The sequence below is a fragment of the Pseudomonas sp. PA27(2017) genome, assembly GCF_001945445.1.
In the GTDB taxonomy this organism is placed as follows: Bacteria; Pseudomonadota; Gammaproteobacteria; order Pseudomonadales; family Pseudomonadaceae; genus Aquipseudomonas.
Genome location: NZ_MSXW01000026.1, coordinates 289,315 through 302,693, shown reverse-complemented (window position 1 = coordinate 302,693; position 13,379 = coordinate 289,315). Strand labels below are relative to the sequence as shown.

Here is a 13,379-nt window from a genome sequence, read left to right as displayed (position 1 = left end):
ACCCAGGCACGAGCCTGTCGCGCAGCAGCCGTTTCCCGTTTCATCTGGCCGAGTCAGTCAGCGCGGCGATTCGCTCGGGTGCGACTTTGCCACATAAACCCCATTCATGGATGCTCAGCAGGGCGCCGCCTTGACGAAATCGATAAAGGCCCTGAGCGGCGAGGGCAGGTAGCGGCGCCCTGGGTAATACAGAAACGGGCCCGAGAAACTCTGCCACCAGGGTTCCAGTACCGGTTCCAACGCGCCGCTCTGCAGGTGCGGGCGCAACCAGTCCTCGAACAGGTAGATCAAGCCCAGGCCATCGATCGCCGCCTGCACGGCCAGGTCGACGGCGCCGCCGATGCGTACGATCAGCGGCCCGGCGGGGTCGACGCTGATGATCTCGCCGTCGCGTTCGTACTCCCACAACGGCATCGCGCCGCTGGGGAACTTGCCGCGCAGACAGGCGTGCTGCAGCAGGTCGCGCGGGTGTTCGGGGCGGCCGTGGGCGTCCAGGTAGGCGGGCGAGGCCGCGGTGGCGCAGCGCTGCAGGCGCGGGCCGATGGGCACGGCGATCATGTCCTGTTCCAGGCGATCGTCGTAGCGAATGCCGGCATCGCAGCCAGCCGCCAGCACGTCGACGAAGCTTTCCTCGGCGATCACTTCAACGCGGATGTCGGGGTAGGCTTTCAGGAACGGGGTGATCAGCGTGGGCAGGACCAGCCGCGCGGCGCTCAGTGGCACGTTGAGTTTCAGGGTGCCGGTGGGGCGGTCGCGAAAGTCGTTGATCACGTCCAGCGCCGAGGTCACTTCGCCCAGCGCCGGTACGATGCGGTCCATCAGCAGGCGGCCCGCTTCGGTCGGCAGGATGCTGCGCGTAGTGCGATTGAGCAGGCGCACGCCAAGGCCGGCCTCCATGCGCCGCACGGCGTCGCTCAGGCTGGAGGCGGATTTGCCACTGAGCCGCGCGCCTTCGCGAAAACCGCCGGCGTTCACCACGGTCACGAAGGCCAGCAGATCCTGAATGTCGGTGCTCACTGTTCGCTCTCCCGTACGACCTGTGCTGATTGCACTCGATTATCGGCGCAGTGGTCAACGCCTATAGTGGCCTCGACATCCACTGATCGAGGCAGATGACATGAGCAACGCCAGCCAGGCCGGTACCTTTACTCTCGATGAACGCACCGTCAATCGCATGGGCTACGGTGCCATGCAGCTCGCCGGGCCCCATGTGTTCGGCCCGCCCCGGGATCGCGCTGCGGCGTTGGCGGTGCTGCGTGCCGCGCGCGATGCCGGGGTCGACCATATCGACACCGCGGACTTCTACGGTCCGCACGTCACCAACCAGCTGATCCGCGAAGCATTGCACCCCTATGGCGATGAGCTGGTGCTGGTCACCAAGGTCGGTGCCCGGCGTGAAGCGGATACATCCTGGCACCCGGCCGCGACGCCCGCCGAACTGACGCAGGCCGTGCACGACAACCTGCGCAACCTGGGGCTCGAAGCGCTGGACGTCGTCAATTTCCGGGCGTGGGGTACGCTGCATGCCCCCGACGAAGCGTCCATCGAGGAGGCGTTCGGCACCCTGGCCGACTTGCAGCGCCAGGGGCTGATTCGTCAGCTGGGCCTGAGCAACGTATCGGCGGTGCAGATCAGCCAGGCCCAGCGCATCGCGCCGGTGGTCTGCGTGCAGAATCACTACAACCTGTCGCACCGCAACGACGAGTCGCTGATCGCCGAACTGGCCCGCCAGGGCATCGCTTACGTGCCGTTCTTCCCGCTGGGTGGTTTCTCGCCGCTGCAATCGGAGGCGTTGTCCAGCGTGGCGGCGCGCCTGGAAACGTCGCCGCTGCGGGTGGCGCTGGCCTGGCTGCTGCAGCGCAAGCCGAACATCCTGCTGATTCCGGGCACTTCCTCGGTGGCGCACCTGCAAGAGAATCTCAGCGCCAGCGAGCTGGTAATTCCCCCTGCGTTGCTGGCCGAACTGGACGCCCTGGCCTGAAAGAGGAGCGTTAAGGCTATAGCGCCTTCTTGTAGCCGATATGCGAAGCCTCGAAGCCCAGCCCTTCATAGGAGCGCTGGGCGTGCTTGCGGGTGTGGTCGCAACTCAGCTGGATCAGTTGGCAGCCGCGTGCGCGGGCTTGCTCGAAGGCCCACAGGAACATCTCGCGGCCGATGCCGGCGCTACGGCAGTTCGGGTCGATGCGCACTGCCTCGATCTGTGCACGCCAGGCACCCAGGCGCGAAATGTTCGGCAGGAAGGTCAGCTGCAGGGTGCCGATCACCCGGCCCGCGTCAGCGACCACCACCAGCGCCTGGTTCGGGTCGGCGTCGATGGCCTCGAAGGCGCTGACGTAGGCCGCTTGCAGTGGCGTGGAGGCATCTTCGCGAGCCTGGCCGAGTGAGTCGCTGGCCAGCAGAGCGACGATGGTTTCCAGGTCGGCGCGCTGTGCTTTGCGAAAGGTCAGGGTCGACATGGGGTGGTCTCCGGGACAGGCGATGGATGTTCGTTGCTGGAGAACTACATTAGCGCTAATGTATTTGGCAAAGGTGCTGATGGAGCCGTCGATGACCATGAAGATCGAACCCGGCCTGGGTGAGTTGCTGCGCTACGTATCCGAGTTGGTGGAGCGGGGCGCCGAGCAGCATTATCAGGACATGGGCCTCACCTACCGCGCGCGCTATACGCCAGTGCTGCGCGCCATCGAGGCGGGCGCGCAGACCATCACCGAGATCACCGCGCGCACCCACCTGACTCAAGGGGCGATCAGCCAGACGGTGAGCCAGATGGAGGCGGACGGCCTGATCACCCGCCAACGCGGCGCCGATGCGCGCAAGAGCGAAATTCACCTGGCACCGGCCGGGCAGCGGCTGATGCCCGTGCTGATCGGCCATTGGGCGGCGACCTTCCGTGCCATAGAACGGCTCGAGCAGGAGATCGGCCATCCACTGCGCCTGGTGTTGCAGTCGGCTGCCCAGGCGCTCCAGGACCAGAACTTCTCGCAGCGCCTGAGTGCCGCCAAACGACCCACAGCAGCAGGAGTGACCGGCAATGCATGAGCCCCTTTCGACAGGTATCCGCGTGGAAGGCGGCGTGGTGGCCTTTCCCGTGCACTTCATGCGCGGCGGCACCTCGACCGGCCTGGTCATCGACGAGCGCTTCGCCCCTCAGGACATCGCCTTGCGCGAAGAACTGCTGCGTCACCTGATGGGTGTGCCGCTACATGGCGAGGCGCCCGGCAACCGCCAGCTCACCGGCCTGGGCCGCGGCCCGGCGACCAGCAACAAGGTATTCTTCGTCGAGCTGGAAAACGTCGAGGGTCAGTTGCGCCTGGTCAGCACCCTGGCGCAACTGGCCGCCAGCCACTCGGCCATCGACTGGAGTGTGAACTGCGGCAACATGTCGTCGGCGCTGCCGCTGTGGGCGCTGGACGTAGGCCTGGCTGACGGCGCGAACGGTGATTTCGAGATCGATATCCGCAATACCAACACCGGCGTGATCACCACCGGGCGGGTGCTGCGCGACGCCGACAACGCCCTGCGCAAGGTGGCGATTCCCGGCGTGCCGGGGCAGTTTCCCGGTGTCGATCTGTTCCTCCATCACCCGGTCGGCGCCAAGACCGGTGCCTTGCTGCCGACCGGCAATGCGCTCGACGAGATTCTCGGCCATCCGGTGTCCTGCGTGGATGTGGCGGTGCCGATGGTGATCATCGACGCAGCATCCTTTGGCAAGACTGCACGCGAGCCGCTCGCCGAGCTGGAAGCCGATAGCGCCTTCATGCACGCGCTGCGTGAAGTGTGGATCGAGGCGGGGCTGCGCATGGGCCTGAAAAAGCGCAGTGGCGAGCCGATGAGCCGCGAGGACATCAGCCGCAGCGAAACCATCCCCAAGGTGTGCATCATCGGCCCGGCTATGAACGGCGGCACACTCTCGGTGCGCTACTTCACCCCGCAAACCTTGCACGCCTCGATGGCCGTGTCCGGCGGCTGCTGCCTGGCCGCTGCCACGTTGATACCCGGCACCGTCGCCGCCCGCCTGGCCGCAGCCACACCGCAAGTCGGCGAGCAGTTCGCCGAATATGCGGTAGCCATGGAAAACCCCGCCGGTGTTCTCGACGCCACGGTGGTGGCTCGCGATGCCGGTACCGGGCTGGAGGTCAGCACCGTCGCCTACCGCCGCAGCGCCCAGGTGCTGCAGCGCGGGCACGTGCCGTTGTACAACGCGTCGCAGGAGTTGGCGGCGGCGCTGGTGCAAGGGGCATAAAAAAGAGCCGCAAACTCTCGCTTGCGGCCCTTTGTGCTCAGCCAAACGATCAGTTGGGCAACTGCGCAGCGGGCGCCTTTCTGCTGAACAGCGGGCGCAAGCCGAGGAGCAGCACGAATACCGTGAAGGCCAGTACGGTGGCGCTGATCGGGCGGTCGATGAAGGTCGAGAAATCACCGCGCGACAGCAGCATGGCGCGGCGGAAGTGTTCTTCCATCATCGGGCCGAGCACGAAGCCCAGCAGCATCGGTGCGGCGGGAAAACCCAGCACGCGCATGCCGTAACCAATGGCACCGAACACCACAACCAGCAACACGTCGAAGGCGCTGTTGTTGACGCTGTAGGTGCCGATGCAGATGAACATCAGCACCGCCGGAAACAGCAGCTTGTAAGGCACCATCAGCAGGCGAACCCAGAGGCCGATCAGCGGCACGTTGAGGATCACCAGCAGCACGTTGCCGATCCAGAAGCTCATCACCAGCCCCCAGAACAACGACGGCTGATCGGTCATTAGCTGTGGGCCAGGGGCGATGCCGTGGATCATCAGCGCGCCGAGCATCAGCGCCATGGTGGCGCTGCCGGGAATGCCCAGGGCCAGAGTGGGGATGAAGGATGTCTGGTCGGCCGCGTTGTTGGCTGACTCGGGGGCCATGATGCCTTCGATGGCGCCTTTGCCGAAGCGCTCGGGCTGTTTGGCGACGCGGCGTTCCACTGCGTAGGCCATGAAGGCGGCAATCGATGGGCCGGTGCCCGGCAACGTGCCGAAGAACGAGCCGATGGACGAGCCGCGCACCATTGGCATCCATGAGCGTTTGACGTCATCGCGCGTGGGCTTCATGGCGGACAGCTTGAGGCTGCTGCGGTCTACGCGGCTGCCGTCGACCTTGCCGATGCTGGAGATCACCTCGGCCACGCCGAACAGACCCATCGCCAGCGCCACCAGGTTGATGCCGTCAGCCAGGTCCAGAATGCCGAAATCGAAACGCCGAGTGCCGGTGTAGATGTCGCTGCCCACGGTGCCGAACAGGATGCCGAAGGTCACCATGATCAGACCCTTGATCACCGAGCCGCCGGAGATATTGGACGCCGCCACCAGCCCCAGCAGCATCAGCGAGAAGTACTCGGCCGAGGAGAAGTTCAGGGCGTAGGCGCTGATGGTCGGCGCGAAGCTCATCAGCAGGATGATGCCGATCGAGCCACCGCAGAATGAGGCCACGGTGGTCATCAGCAGCGCGATACCGCCGCGGCCCTGCAGGGTCATGGGGTAGCCGTCCAGGCAAGTCACGGCGTTGGAGGGCGAGCCGGGCACGTTGAGCAGGATGGACGCCGTATTGCCACCGTAGGACGTGCCGTACCAGATGCCCGCCAGCATGATCAGCGCGGCGGTGGGCTCCAGGTGGAAGGTCATCGGAAACAGCATGGAGATCGCTGCCAGCACGCCGATGCCGGGAATCACCCCCAGCAGAGTGCCGAGAAACACGCCCACGAAGCAGTAGAACAGGTTGTACATCGAGAACGCGGTCTCGAGGCCGAGCAGTATGTTTTCAGACATCAGAAGTCCCACCGAATGAGGACGAAGTTCATGCCCAGGCCGACCTGGAAGATCAGGTAGGCCAGCGCGCAGAGCACGGCGCCGAGGATCGCCACCTGAGCGATGCGGGCCTTGTTCTCGGCGAACGAGGAGACCAGCACCACCGCCAGCACCGCAGGTAGCAGGCCCAGCGTCTTGACGCTGACGGCGAACAGGGTGACTGCGATCAGCACCAGCGCAGCAGGCCGCCACTGCACCTCGATGGGTTTGACGACCTGCGTGCGCAATAGCGAAACCAGGCTCAGTAACAGGCCGAGAAATACCAGAAGGCCGCCCATTGCCAGGGGAAACATGCCGGGCCCCATGCGCTGCAGGGTGCCGGCGTTGAAGGCGCTCGATGAATAGGCGGCCACAGCGAAGCCGCACAGGGCGATAAGGATGCCGACGACGACATCCTGATAATTGCGAGCCGGCATATCGGGCTCCTCAGCATCAGTGGGATAGGGTGACTCTCGCGCCCTCATGCAGCCGAGGAAGGCGCCGGCCGGTTTCAGTTGACGGTCGCGCCCGAGGTCTTGATGACGCTTGCCCAGCGCTCCAGCTCCTGGGAGAGCAGCGTGGAGAACCATTGGCTGTCCTCGACCACCACGGTGCTGCCTTCGGCTTCCAGCGAGCTGCGCAGCGGCTCGGATTGCAGGGCCTTGTTGATCGCGGCGTTGAGGCTCGCCACTTGCTCGTCGGTCATGCCGGCCGGCCCGACGACACCTTTCCAGTCACTGGTTTCGAAGTCCGCGAAGCCCGATTCGGCCACGGTGGGGACGTCCGGCAGCACCGCGTTGCGCTCAGCCGAAGTAACGGCCAGGGCACGGATCGAGCCGGAGCGGATGTGCGGCAGAACACTGGGCAGGCTGCCGATGTACACGTCGACCACGCCACTCATCACGTCCGAGATGGCCTGGGCGATGCCGGGATAGGGCACGTGGGTAAGCTCGATACCGGCTTCGCTCGACAGCAGCTCGACCGACAGGTGGGCGACGGTGCCCGAGCCCGGTGTGCCGAAAAGTACGCTGCCCGGGGCCTTCTTGGCGGCCGTGAGGAAACCTTCAATATTCTCGATTGGCGACTTGGCATGGGTCACCAGCACCATGGGCTGGGTAGAGATGACCGCGATGTGTTTGAAGTCCTTCATCGAATCGTACGGAATGTCCTTGTACAGCGATGGGTTGACCGCCAGGTTCGAGGTCTGCCCCATGCCGATGTACTGGCCATTGGCGGTGGCGCGCGCCAGCTGCGCGAGACCGATGTTGCCGCCCGCGCCCGGACGATTCTCGACCACGAAATTCCAGCCGGTTTCCTTGCCGATCTGCTGTACCAGCAGACGCGAGGGTATATCGGTACCGCCGCCGGGCGGGAAGGGCACGACGAAGTTGATGTTGCCCTGCGGGTAGCTGTCCGCCTGGGCGGGCAACACGGTGGCGGCGATAGCGAATACCGCGCATGCCAGCATCTTGCGTGGAGTGTTCATGGCCATGGTCGGGTTCCTGTCTGGGGCGGATCTACGAAGACGCTCGTACCGCACTTTTTGTTGTCGATGGCAGAGGCTGCCGGGGTGTCTGGTGAGTGAACGCGGGATCGCGAATGCAGCAGAAGTTCTGGCCTGTGTGCCAGGTGCGGGCGTTCATCTCGGGGTTGGTAGAGGATTGCTCATGGCAGACCGATGCTGACCATGAAGCATGCCGTTCTAGTCGCTAAGTCGGGTTGCGCAAGGCGTCGAGCGCGGGCTCGGGGTGTGATCGCGAAGGCGCAGGCAGGTGCGCGAAGCGATGGTTTGCGCCATAGGGGCTGTCGCGGTGTGGAGCGTGGATGGGCTCATGGTGGGATCCTTGTCTTTTTATTGATCGCCGGCCGCTGTCGCTCTCAGGCGTCGCAGCATTTTGCGAGACTAAACATAACAGAACGTCATTTCAATATTGGCGGTCCGGCAAATGACTCCATGGCATGCAGGCATTTTGACCAGCGAGCACTCTGGGATTAGAACGCGATAATTGGCTGCAGCTGTCGCGTCAGCAATGGTGTGGGCTCCAGCTGATGGACGCCCGATCCAGCATCGCCGTTAGCACCAAAATCTAGGGTTTGAAACTTTGTTTCATTATGTTTTTTGCGGTCCTTTCTAGCTGCGCTGCCGTCCGGGTACCAGAGAGAGGCCGCCCAGGTTGGCCGCACGCCTGGACCCTGTCGGCGCGAAGCGGGGTGCGACCGGCCGTGTTCGGTGCATCTATGGCAGGGCGTGCGGTGTTGGCGGATAATGCGCCGCTGTCCCGAACGCGGGGCCAATGGCAAATTGATGAGGAATCACTGATGGTGAAAGCGCGGCCGCGTCCGGCGGTAAACGGAGTGGCTTCGGCTGACCGGGTTCTGACCGTTCTGTCTGCCTTTCAGGTCGGCGATACGGCGTTGAGTCTGGTAGAGCTGGTGGAGCGTACCGGGCTGATCAAGAGCACGATCATGCGACTCATGGTGTCGCTGGAGGATCACGGCTTCATCAATCGCATGGCCGACGGGCGCTATCAACTGGCCAGCGAGGTGATGCGGCTCAATGCGGTGTACCAGGAGGCGCTGGATCTCGAGCGCCACGTGATGCCCAGGCTGCAGGAACTCGCCGAGTACTCGGGCGAGACGGCGTCGTTCTACGTTCGCCATGGCGCCTACCGGATGTGCCAGTTCCGGGTGAACTCCAGGCATCGCCTGCGCATGAATATGCAGCCAGGCGACATGCGCCCGATGGATGAGGCCGCGGGTGCGCAGGCCCTGCGTGCGTCGTATGAAGTCGGCAGCAAGCTGGACAAACCTTATTACTCGCGGGGCGCTACAGATCCCCATGCTTCGTCCATCGCGCTGCCCATTTATGGCGCCCAGCAGGAGCTGATGGGCGCGCTGGTAATCTCCGGGCCGGCCAGCCGCTTGACCGAGGAGGCGGCGGCGAGCCTGCGCCAGGTGTTCCTCGACACCGCCCGGGATCTCATGCGCAGCCTCGGTTTCAAACCGGCCGACGGCAAGACAAAGGCCTCAGAAACCGTAAAGTGACACCGGGTTGTCGCGCAGGATCAGGCTGAGCGCCTTTTCGTCAGGCGCCCAGTCGGCCAGCAAATCGAGCACCCTGGCGTCATCGGGTTTCTGGTCTTCGGCGAGGGTTGGGTGCGGCCAGTCGCTGCCCCACAGCATGCGTTCCGGGTTCCGGCCGATCAGCGCCGTGGCGACCTTGCCCGCGTCTTCATAGCCGGGGCCGCCGACCTTCGAGCGTACGTAGGGTGCCGACAGCTTGACCCAGACCTTGCCGTTGTCCACCAGGCGGCTGAGGGCCGCGAAGGCATCGGAGTGAATGCCTTCGGGTTGCGGCACGTGGCCGAGATGATCGATGACCACCTTCGCCGGCAATTTGGCCAGCCGGTTTTCCAGCTCGGCGAGCAGGTTACCGGCTGCGAATTGCACGTTCCAGCCCAGTTCGTTGACCCGCGCCGCCAGGGTTTCCAAATCATCGAGGCCTACCCCGCCCGTGCTCAGATTGAAACGAATGCCCCGTACGCCGGCCTCGTGCAGACTGGCCAGTGCGTCGTCGTCGATCGAGTTCTCGATCACCGCGACGCCGCGCGCATCGCCATGGCTGCGTAGCAGGCCGTCGAGCATCAGGCGGTTGTCGGTGCCGTAGGTCGACGGGGTGACGATGACCATGCGCCGAATGCCCAGGCGCTTCTGTACGGCGCGGTACTGCTCAAGAGAGGCATCGGGCGGAAACAATGTGGCCGTCGGTGAGGTGGGGTAGCGGCTGTCATAGAGGTGCATGTGGCAGTCAACGCTGCCGGCTGGAGGCGTGAAGCGCGGGCGTAGCTCGGCGTTGTTCGAGGGCTTGCTGGCGAGGGCGTTGAAGGCGAGGGTAGCGCCCAGGGCGCCCCCGGCCTGCAGGAAGCGACGTCGGGAAAACTGCATGGTGGGTCTCTTTTCTTGTTGTGGGGGATGAGGACGCCAATCCTGCGCGGGGCAGGATTGGCGTCTTGCTACGCATGCCGTCAGCCGGCGCTTGCCGTGGCCCCGGCCTGCTGTTGCTCGCGTTGGCGCTTGCGGCCAATCACCAGCACCATGATGCCCGCCAGCGTGCAAAGCGCGGCCAGCGGCATCAGCGCCAGCGAGTAGCTGCCCGTGGCGTCGTGGATCGCGCCGTAGGCGTTGACCATGATGCCGCCGCCGACCAGATTGGCCACGGCACCTACGGCTGCCAGGCCGGCAGCTGCCGTCGACGACGACAGCCACCCGGATACCAGCGCCCAGAAGGGGCCCTTCATCGAGTAGGCACCCACCAGCACCATGGTCAGCATCACTACCGTGGCGGTCAGCGAATCGGTGAACAGCGTCATCAGCAGGCCCGCCGCAATCAGCAGCAGGGTCAGTGCCGTGTGCCAGCGGCGCTCGCCGGTGCGGTCGGAGCTGCGACCCCAGAGGATCATCAGCAGCGAGGCGATACCGTAGGGAATGGCGTTGACCAGGCCAATCTGCTGAGCGCTAAGGTCGAAGGTCTTGAGCAGTTGCGGCGCCCAGACGCTCATGGTGCTGCCGGCCGCCGAGGCGCCCGAGTAGATCAGCGCCAGCACCCAGATATCCTTGTGGCGCAACAGCTTCCACAGCGAGATGTGGCCGATGGCCGTTTTCTTCGCGGCCTCTTCGCGCAGTCGCCCGGTCAGCCAGTTGCGTTGCTCGTCGCTCAGCCACTTGGCGTGTTCGGGACGATCAGTGAGCACGAACAGGCAGGCAATGCCGAGCAGCACTGCCGGAATACCTTCCAGGATGAACAACCAGTGCCAGCCACGCATTCCCAGCCAGCCGTCCAGGCCCAGCAGCAGGCCCGAGAGCGGCGAGCCGATGAAGTTGGCGGCCGGGATGGCGACCATGAAGATGGCCACCATGCGTGCGCGGTAGGCGGAGGGCAGCCAGTAGGTGAGGTACAGCAGCACGCCAGGGAAGAAGCCGGCCTCGGCGGCGCCGAGCAGAAAGCGCATCACGTACAGCGAGTAAGGGCCGACCACGAACGCCGTGCCGGCTGAGACCAGGCCCCAGGTGATCATGATTCGGGCGATCCACATGCGCGCGCCGAACTTTTGCATCGCCAGGTTGCTGGGCACTTCGACCAGAAAGTAGGCGAAGAAGAACAGGCTGCTGGCAAAGCCGAAGACCCGTGCCGAGAGGCCCAGGTCATCGTTCATTTGCAGCGAAGCCATGCCGATGTTGCCGCGGTCGATGATCGCGATCAGGTAGCAGAGAATCAGAAACGGCAGGATGCGCCAGGCGACCCGGCGCATGGTGACGCGCTCGAGCTCGCTCACCGCTGGAGTAGTGGCAGTCATGGTGCTCTCCACTAGGGCTGGAGGTTGACGGACTCAGTTTAAAGCGCTGCCTGAGGGCCAAGCAGCGCTTGATCTGTCAATTATCGAGCAAATGCCGATTGACGACGCAGCGCGGATCGAGCGCGACGCCGTTGCAGACGTCGAGGATCTGCCGCAACGCGACCTGGGCAACCCGGTCGCGGGCTTCCGAGGTATTGGCGCCGATGTGTGGCGTGGCGACCAGGTTCGTCAGCCCCCATAACGGGCTGTCGGCGGGTGGGGGTTCGGGGCTGAAGGTGTCCAGGCCGGCGCCGGCGATCTTGCCGTCGCGCAGGGCCTGAACCAGAGCCTGGGTATCGATCAGCTCACCCCGGGCGGTGTTGATGATGATGCTGTCCGGGCGCATGCGCGCCAGCTGTGGCGCGCCGATCAGGTTGTGGTTGCTGTCGGTCAGTGGGCAGTGAAGGCTTATCACGTCGCAGTCGCTGAACAGCCGGTCGAGGTTCTCCTCGCGCTCGACGTGCGCGCGCTGAGGAAGCTCCTTGAGGTAGGGGTCATAGACCTTGACGGTCATGCGCAGCGGCGCGACCAGGTCCATCAGGATGCTGCCGATCGAGCCCAGGCCGATCAGGCCAAGGGTCTTGCCGGACAGTTCGATGCCGTTGGCAGTGGACTTGTCCCAGTGTCCCTCGCGCATGCGGGCAGTAAGCAGTGCAGTCTGGCGGGCGACGCTGAACATCAACGCAAAGGCGTGCTCGGCCACCGACTGGGCATTGGCACCCATGGCAATGGTGACCGGCACGCCGCGCTCGGCGGCAGCCTGAATATCGATGGTGTTGTAGCCCACACCGTGCTTGGCGATCACCTTGAGCTTCGCCGAGGCGCCGATCATCGCGCGGGTCAGCTGGCCCTGGCGAACGATGATCGCGTCGGGTTGCTCGGCCTGGATGATGGCCTGCAGCTCATCGGCAGGCAGGTAAGGCGTGGTGGGGATGATCCGGACGCCCTCGGCGGCGGCGAGGGTCATGGCATCGGTCGCCAGTTCGGGACCTGTTATCAGAACGGTGCGGGACATCGTGAATACCTTGTTCTTATCTGAGTGTCGATGCTGGCGCTAGAGGCGACAGTAGCGGCTAAACCCTACCATATCGAAACGACGTTGCAATATTATCTTTCAATGTCGATTTGGGTGGTGTTGGGACGGATGATAAAGCTGTTGATTGCATTCAAATGAAATGCAATTCTAAAAATAACAAAGACAACAGCTGAGGGTTCGTCACATGAGTATTGGTTTCCAGGTACTGGAGCGCGCACGCAAGGTCAGCGCCGAATGGGTTGCCCGTTATCGGGAGTTGCCGGTCGCCAACGTCAGCGACTCGATGAATCGCATGACCGCAGGTGGGGCGCGTCTGCGGCCCATGCACAAGGAGGGCGGGCTCGCCGGCCCGGCACTGACGGTCAAGGCGCGCCCGGGAGACAACCTGATGCTGCACTACGCCCTGGATATCGCAGAACCCGGTGACGTGATCGTGGTCGATGCCGGCGGTGACCTGAGCAACGCACTGATCGGCGAAATGATGGTGGCCTATGCCGTGAAGCTCGGTGTAGCCGGTATCGTCATCAACGGTGCGATCCGCGATGCGGCAAATATCGGCGCCGGTGACTTCCCGCTGTTCGCGGCTGGTGTATCGCACCGCGGTCCATACAAGGACGGTCCCGGTGAAATCAACGTGCCCATCGCCATCGACGGCATGGTGATCGAACCGGGCGACCTGGTGATCGGCGACGATGATGGCCTGCTCTGCGTTCCTTTCGCGCATGTGGAAAGTGTCTATGCCCGCGCGACAGCCAAGTACGCCGCTGAGCAGAAGCAGATGGGGCAGATCGCCGAGGGCACCAATGATCGCAGTTGGGTCATCCAGGCGCTGAAAGCCAAGGGCTGTGCGCTGCCAGGCGACGCCTGATTCCTGCGAGGCGCGCCTGCCGCCAGGCAAGGCGCGTCTATCAGGCCTTGCGCCGCTAATCCCCGGATGCCTGATCGCTGCAATGGCGTGCCGGGCTTGATCACGGCGATACCGTTCTTCTCGACCGTCGGCCCGCAAGCGGTTGGACCACACATCGACCTCTCGCTGCGGCACTCCCATCAAGCCGGGCTGGCTCACCGCGAGCCAGTGTTGCTGGCGTTTTTTCGGGTGTAAGCGCTTATCCGGAAACAATATTTTATTTTCATCAT

Annotated in this window: 13 protein-coding genes; 5 read left to right on the top strand and 8 right to left on the bottom strand. The window is 64.2% G+C overall.

Going from position 1 to position 13,379, the window contains the following annotated elements; genetic code table 11:
• Positions 1 to 114: 114 nt before the first annotated feature.
• Positions 115 to 1,017: a LysR family transcriptional regulator gene (locus BVH06_RS15145; RefSeq protein ID WP_075934595.1), complete on the bottom strand. Its 903-nt coding sequence runs from the start codon at positions 1,015 to 1,017 to the stop codon at positions 115 to 117.
• 100 nt (positions 1,018 to 1,117) lie between these two features.
• On the opposite strand from BVH06_RS15145, the gene BVH06_RS15140 reads away from it, so the two are divergent.
• Positions 1,118 to 1,981 carry an oxidoreductase gene (locus tag BVH06_RS15140; protein ID WP_075934594.1) on the top strand — a complete coding sequence of 288 codons (864 nt, stop codon included), beginning with the start codon at positions 1,118 to 1,120 and terminating at the stop codon, positions 1,979 to 1,981.
• A 16-nt stretch (positions 1,982 to 1,997) separates the two neighbouring features.
• On the opposite strand, the gene BVH06_RS15135 is transcribed toward BVH06_RS15140, so the two are convergent.
• Complete coding sequence (locus tag BVH06_RS15135) at positions 1,998 to 2,456, bottom strand: GNAT family N-acetyltransferase (RefSeq protein ID WP_075934593.1); 459 nt, start codon at positions 2,454 to 2,456, stop codon at positions 1,998 to 2,000.
• 91 nt (positions 2,457 to 2,547) lie between these two features.
• On the opposite strand from BVH06_RS15135, the gene BVH06_RS15130 reads away from it, so the two are divergent.
• Together BVH06_RS15130 and BVH06_RS15125 are read left to right on the top strand one after the other, a co-directional pair.
• Positions 2,548 to 3,039, top strand: coding sequence for a MarR family winged helix-turn-helix transcriptional regulator (locus tag BVH06_RS15130; protein ID WP_075934699.1), 492 nt, complete (start codon positions 2,548 to 2,550; stop codon positions 3,037 to 3,039).
• A complete protein-coding gene (locus BVH06_RS15125) occupies positions 3,032 to 4,243 on the top strand; it encodes a PrpF domain-containing protein (RefSeq protein ID WP_075934592.1) in 1,212 nt (403 codons plus the stop codon). Before BVH06_RS15130 ends, BVH06_RS15125 begins: the two co-directional genes overlap by 8 nt.
• 49 nt (positions 4,244 to 4,292) lie before the next feature.
• Here the strand turns inward: BVH06_RS15125 and BVH06_RS15120 are convergent, their stop codons facing one another.
• The 3 genes from BVH06_RS15120 to BVH06_RS15110 all read right to left on the bottom strand — a co-directional run bounded on the left by BVH06_RS15120 (position 4,293) and on the right by BVH06_RS15110 (position 7,305).
• Positions 4,293 to 5,795 carry a tripartite tricarboxylate transporter permease gene (locus BVH06_RS15120; protein WP_075934591.1) on the bottom strand — a complete coding sequence of 501 codons (1,503 nt, stop codon included), beginning with the start codon at positions 5,793 to 5,795 and terminating at the stop codon, positions 4,293 to 4,295.
• Positions 5,795 to 6,250 (bottom strand): tripartite tricarboxylate transporter TctB family protein, encoded by a 456-nt coding sequence (locus BVH06_RS15115; protein ID WP_075934590.1) that lies wholly within the window; start codon positions 6,248 to 6,250, stop codon positions 5,795 to 5,797. The genes BVH06_RS15120 and BVH06_RS15115 overlap by 1 nt, the downstream gene beginning before the upstream one ends.
• 74 nt (positions 6,251 to 6,324) lie before the next feature.
• Complete coding sequence (locus tag BVH06_RS15110) at positions 6,325 to 7,305, bottom strand: tripartite tricarboxylate transporter substrate binding protein (protein WP_075934589.1); 981 nt, start codon at positions 7,303 to 7,305, stop codon at positions 6,325 to 6,327.
• Positions 7,306 to 8,132: 827 nt separating this feature from the next.
• Between BVH06_RS15110 and BVH06_RS15105 the strand changes: the two genes are divergently transcribed.
• Positions 8,133 to 8,858: an IclR family transcriptional regulator gene (locus BVH06_RS15105; protein ID WP_075934588.1), complete on the top strand. Its 726-nt coding sequence runs from the start codon at positions 8,133 to 8,135 to the stop codon at positions 8,856 to 8,858.
• Here BVH06_RS15105 and BVH06_RS15100 read toward each other — a convergent pair.
• The 3 genes from BVH06_RS15100 to BVH06_RS15090 form a co-directional block, all read right to left on the bottom strand.
• Entirely contained in the window at positions 8,841 to 9,758 is a 918-nt protein-coding gene (locus BVH06_RS15100; protein WP_075934587.1) for an amidohydrolase family protein, read from the bottom strand. The genes BVH06_RS15105 and BVH06_RS15100 overlap by 18 nt on opposite strands.
• 80 nt (positions 9,759 to 9,838) lie before the next feature.
• A complete protein-coding gene (locus BVH06_RS15095; protein WP_075930878.1) occupies positions 9,839 to 11,167 on the bottom strand; it encodes an MFS transporter in 1,329 nt (442 codons plus the stop codon).
• Positions 11,168 to 11,243: 76 nt separating this feature from the next.
• Complete coding sequence (locus BVH06_RS15090; RefSeq protein ID WP_075930879.1) at positions 11,244 to 12,221, bottom strand: hydroxyacid dehydrogenase; 978 nt, start codon at positions 12,219 to 12,221, stop codon at positions 11,244 to 11,246.
• Positions 12,222 to 12,426: 205 nt separating this feature from the next.
• Between BVH06_RS15090 and BVH06_RS15085 the strand changes: the two genes are divergently transcribed.
• Complete coding sequence (locus tag BVH06_RS15085) at positions 12,427 to 13,110, top strand: RraA family protein (RefSeq protein ID WP_075930880.1); 684 nt, start codon at positions 12,427 to 12,429, stop codon at positions 13,108 to 13,110.
• Positions 13,111 to 13,379: the final 269 nt, after the last annotated feature.

What these genes read in the sequence shown, in the direction of transcription:
- BVH06_RS15140 (WP_075934594.1), top strand. Translation starts at nt 1,118, where the DNA reads ATGAGCAACGCCAGCCAGGCCGGTACCTTTACTCTCGATGAACGCACC.
- BVH06_RS15135 (WP_075934593.1), bottom strand. Translation starts at nt 2,456, where the DNA reads ATGTCGACCCTGACCTTTCGCAAAGCACAGCGCGCCGACCTGGAAACC.
- BVH06_RS15130 (WP_075934699.1), top strand. Translation starts at nt 2,548, where the DNA reads ATGACCATGAAGATCGAACCCGGCCTGGGTGAGTTGCTGCGCTACGTA.
- BVH06_RS15125 (WP_075934592.1), top strand. Translation starts at nt 3,032, where the DNA reads ATGCATGAGCCCCTTTCGACAGGTATCCGCGTGGAAGGCGGCGTGGTG.
- BVH06_RS15120 (WP_075934591.1), bottom strand. Translation starts at nt 5,795, where the DNA reads ATGTCTGAAAACATACTGCTCGGCCTCGAGACCGCGTTCTCGATGTAC.
- BVH06_RS15115 (WP_075934590.1), bottom strand. Translation starts at nt 6,250, where the DNA reads ATGCCGGCTCGCAATTATCAGGATGTCGTCGTCGGCATCCTTATCGCC.
- BVH06_RS15110 (WP_075934589.1), bottom strand. Translation starts at nt 7,305, where the DNA reads ATGGCCATGAACACTCCACGCAAGATGCTGGCATGCGCGGTATTCGCT.
- BVH06_RS15105 (WP_075934588.1), top strand. Translation starts at nt 8,133, where the DNA reads ATGGTGAAAGCGCGGCCGCGTCCGGCGGTAAACGGAGTGGCTTCGGCT.
- BVH06_RS15100 (WP_075934587.1), bottom strand. Translation starts at nt 9,758, where the DNA reads ATGCAGTTTTCCCGACGTCGCTTCCTGCAGGCCGGGGGCGCCCTGGGC.
- BVH06_RS15095 (WP_075930878.1), bottom strand. Translation starts at nt 11,167, where the DNA reads ATGACTGCCACTACTCCAGCGGTGAGCGAGCTCGAGCGCGTCACCATG.
- BVH06_RS15090 (WP_075930879.1), bottom strand. Translation starts at nt 12,221, where the DNA reads ATGTCCCGCACCGTTCTGATAACAGGTCCCGAACTGGCGACCGATGCC.
- BVH06_RS15085 (WP_075930880.1), top strand. Translation starts at nt 12,427, where the DNA reads ATGAGTATTGGTTTCCAGGTACTGGAGCGCGCACGCAAGGTCAGCGCC.